At 63.7% G+C, this 4,113-nt stretch carries 1 protein-coding gene; it reads left to right on the forward strand.

Annotated features, from left to right (window positions below; translation table 11 throughout):
* Positions 1–4,113 (forward strand): trifunctional serine/threonine-protein kinase/ATP-binding protein/sensor histidine kinase (locus GCT19_RS41175; protein WP_152855027.1); only part of this gene is annotated, 4,113 nt, incomplete at both ends.

Raw genomic sequence — 4,113 nt, forward strand, 5'->3', positions numbered from 1 at the left:
AGGCGCTCTCGCCCAATGCAGCGCTCATCAGCGACCTGATCCCCGAACTGAAGCTGATCATCGGCGAGCCGCCCCCGGTCCCGGAGCTCGAACCACAACAGGCGAAACAGCGCTTCCTGCAGGTGTTCCGGCGCTTCATCGGCGTGTTCGCCCAGGCCGAGCATCCGCTGGCACTGTTTCTCGACGACCTGCAGTGGCTCGATGCAGCGACGCTGGACCTGCTCGCGGATCTGCTGATCCAGCCGGACCTGCGCTACCTGATGGTCATCGGCGCCTATCGCGACAACGAGGTGGATGCGGCCCATCCGTTGACCGCCCGGCTCCAGGCTATCCGCAGCGCGGGCGCGACGGTCGGGGAAATCCGGCTCGCGCCGCTGACCGGTGTGCACGTCGGGAGTCTGCTTGCGGACGCACTGCACTATGCGCCTGAAAAAATTGCGCCCCTGGCGCGCCTCGTGCACGACAGGACGGGTGGCAATCCCTTCTTCGTGATCCAGTTCCTGCATGCGCTGGCCGAAGGCGATCTGCTGGCGTTCGATCACGATGCACGGCAGTGGCGCTGGGATACCGAACGCATCCATGCCAGCAGTTACACCGACAACGTCGTGGACCTGATGGCCGGCAAGCTGACGCGGCTGCCGCCCGCGACACAGCACGCGCTGCAGCAGCTTGCCTGTCTCGGGAACGTAGCGAACATCGCGACATTATCCGCCGTGCTCGGCACACCCGAAGCCCAGGTTCACGCCGTGCTGTGGGAAGCGGTTCGCCAGGAACTGGCCCTGCGGCTGGAGGGCGCTTACGCGTTCGTTCACGACCGGGTTCATCAGGCCGCCTATTCCCTGATTCCTGAATCTTCGCGCGCCGAGGCCCATCTGCGCATCGGCCGGTTGCTCATCGTGCAGACCACTGCGGAAAAGCGCGAGGAAACGATCTTCGAGATAGTCGGGCAGCTCAATCGCGGTGCCGCACTGATCACCGAGCCGGACGAACGCGAGCAACTGGCCGAACTCAATCTGCACGCTGGCCAGCGCGCCAGGGCGTCGACAGCCTACACTTCGGCGCTCGCCTATTTCAGCACGGGCGCCGGGCTACTGAGCGACGATTGCTGGCAACGCCGGCATACGTTGATCTTTACGCTGGAGCTGAACCGGGCCGAATGCGAACTCCTGACGGGACAGCTGCCGGTCGCCGAAACGCGACTGGTGGAGTTATCGAAGCGTGCTGCGACCACGCCCGAGCGCGCTCCGGTTACCTGCCTGCAAGCGGACGTCCACCTGATGCTAGACCAGCGCGAGAGCGCGGTCGCTGTGTGCCTCGCCTTCCTTCGTCACGTGGGCATCGAGTGGTCAGCCCATCCGGACGACGCAACCGTGCGCGATGAATACGAGCGGATCTGGTCACTGCTTGGCAAGCGGACCATCGAGGAACTCATCGATCTGCCGCCGATGCAGGATGCGCTCGCCCTGGCAACCATCGAGACGCTGACCACGCTCCTCTCGCCTGCCATTCACACCGATGGGAACCTCGCTTGCCTGAGCATCTGCAAGGCAATCACGCTGAGCCTCGAGCACGGCAATGCCGATGCCTCGTGCGTGGCCTATGCCCGTTTCCCTCGGTTCGCCGGACGGCTTTTCGGCGACTACCAACCCGGATTCCAGTTCGGCGAACTCGGCTGTCAACTGGTCGAACGGCGTGGCCTCGAACGCTACAAAGCCCGCACGTATCTCGCTTACTCCCTTTATGTTGCACGCTGGGTGCAACCGATGCGCAATTGTGCCGAACAGTTGCGCCGCGTTTTCGACATAGCGAACCGGAATGGCGACCTTCAGTACGGTGCGTTCGCGTGCAACCACCTTGTCTCGGCCCTGCTCGTGATCGGCAGACCACTGCCCGAGGTCCAACGAGAGACCGAATCCGGCATTGCGTACGGCAGGAAAGTGGGTTTTGCCCTCGTCAGTGCCTACAACGAACTGCAGCTTGCACTGGTCCGGACGCTCCGTGGCCTGACACCGGTGTTCGGCAGCCTGGATGACGCGCCGTTCAGTGAGCTTCGCACCGAACACCGTCTGTCCGAAACCTCTGTGGCGTACGCGTGCTCGTACTGGGTCCGGAAACTGCAGGCGCGCTATCTCGAAGGTGACCATGAGGCTGCCATGCATGCCGCTTCAATGGTGCATGGGCTACGCTGGGTTCTGTACTCGTATTTCGAGGAGGCCGAATATTACTTCTATGCCGCGCTGGCGTGGGCCGGCCGGTTCGACGCCATCCCGGCTGGCGAGCGTACACAGCACCTGGACACGCTGCGCACCCATCACTGCGAACTGCGTATCTGGGCCGATCTCTGCCCGGAGAACTTCGCAAGCCATACCGCGCTGGTCGGCGCCGAGATCGCCCGCATCGAAGGCCGCATGATCGACGCCGAGTTGCTGTACGAGCAGGCTATCCATTCCGCGCAGGAAAGCGGATTCGTCCACGTCGAGGCACTAGCCAACGAACTCGCGTCCGGCTTTTATGCCGCCCGCGGCCTTCGGAAAATCGCGCGCGTGTACATGCAGGATGCCCGCTATGGTTATCTGCGCTGGGGCGCCAACGGAAAGGTCCGGCAGCTTGAGGGGACCTACCCGTACCTGCGGACCGAAGAGGTCATGCCCACACCGACGAACACGATCGCAGCGCCCATCGAGCACCTCGACCTGGCAACCGTGATCAAGGTGTCGCAGGCGGCTTCTGGCGAGATCCACCTGGATAAGCTGATCGACAGGGTCATGCGCACGGCAATCGAACAGGCCGGCGCCGAACGGGGACTGCTGATCCTCTCAGACGGGAGCGAGCACCGGATTGCTGCGGAAGCCACCACCACCGGCGACGCGGTCCACGTGCAGCTCTCCGACGCGCCGGTCACCGCAGCGATGTTGCCGGAGTCGATCCTCAACCAGGTCTTGCGGACCCGCGAGCCGATCTTTCTGGACGATGCCGCAGCTGACCCCTCGGCTGCCGCGGACCCCTACGTCCGTCAGCATCGCGCCCGTTCCATTCTGTGCCTGCCCCTGATGAATGGCGCGAAGCTGATGGGCCTGCTCTACCTCGAGAACAACCTCACTGCCCGCGTGTTCAGCGCGGCCCGGATCGCCGTGCTGAAGCTCGTCGCGTCGCAAGCCGCCATTTCGCTCGAAATTGCGCGCCTTTACCACGACGTGGCAGAGAGCGAAGCAAAGATCCGGCGTCTTGTCGATGCCAACATCATCGGGATCAATGTCTGGGATGCCGACGGGAACATCCTCGAAGCCAACGACGTGTTTCTGCGCATGGTGGGCTATGACCGTGAAGATCTCGTCTGTGGTCGCGTCCGTTGGCTGGATCTGACGCCGATTGAAATACGTGCCGACGCCGACCGCGCGCTGGACGAACTTGCACGGACCAGCTGCGTCAGGCCATTCGAGAAGGAGTACATCAGGAAGGATGGTAGCCGTGTACCCGCCATCGTCGGCCTCGCTGCCTTCGACGCGAGCGGTCGCAAAGGCGTCGCGTTCGTGCTCGATCTCACCGAGCAGAAGCAGGCGGAAAAGAAAATTCGCGACAGCGAGCAGCGCTACCGCGACGTGCAGACCGATCTGGCGCACGCGAACCGCGTGGCGACCATGGGGCAGCTCGCGGCCTCGATTGCCCACGAAGTCTATCAACCCATTGCCGCGACGGTGGCCCACGCCGAAGCCGCATTGCGATGGCTGCACCGCGAGCCCGCCAACCTCACCGAGGTCAGCCTCGCGCTCGACGGTATCCTCAGGGACGGCAACCGCGCCGGCGACGTGCTCGGACGGCTCCGGCAACTGATCAGGAAAGCGCCACGGAAAAAAGAGCCGGTGAACATCAACGAGGCGATCCGCGAGATCGTCGAACTCGTCCAGGGAGAGGCAAGGAAATGCGGCGCCCTGCTGGCGATGCAGCTCGCAGAGTGTTTGCCGTCCGTCGAAGGCGACCGTGTGGAACTGCAGCAGGTCATGCTCAACCTGATCATCAATGCGCTGGAGGCAATGAGCGGCATCGATGGTTTGCGACAGGTGCACGTCAGTACCGGCGAGGCCGACGGCGGCTGCGTGCTCGTGACCGTGCGCG

It is taken from the genome of Paraburkholderia atlantica (assembly GCF_009362785.1).
GTDB lineage: Bacteria > Pseudomonadota > Gammaproteobacteria > Burkholderiales > Burkholderiaceae > Paraburkholderia > Paraburkholderia atlantica.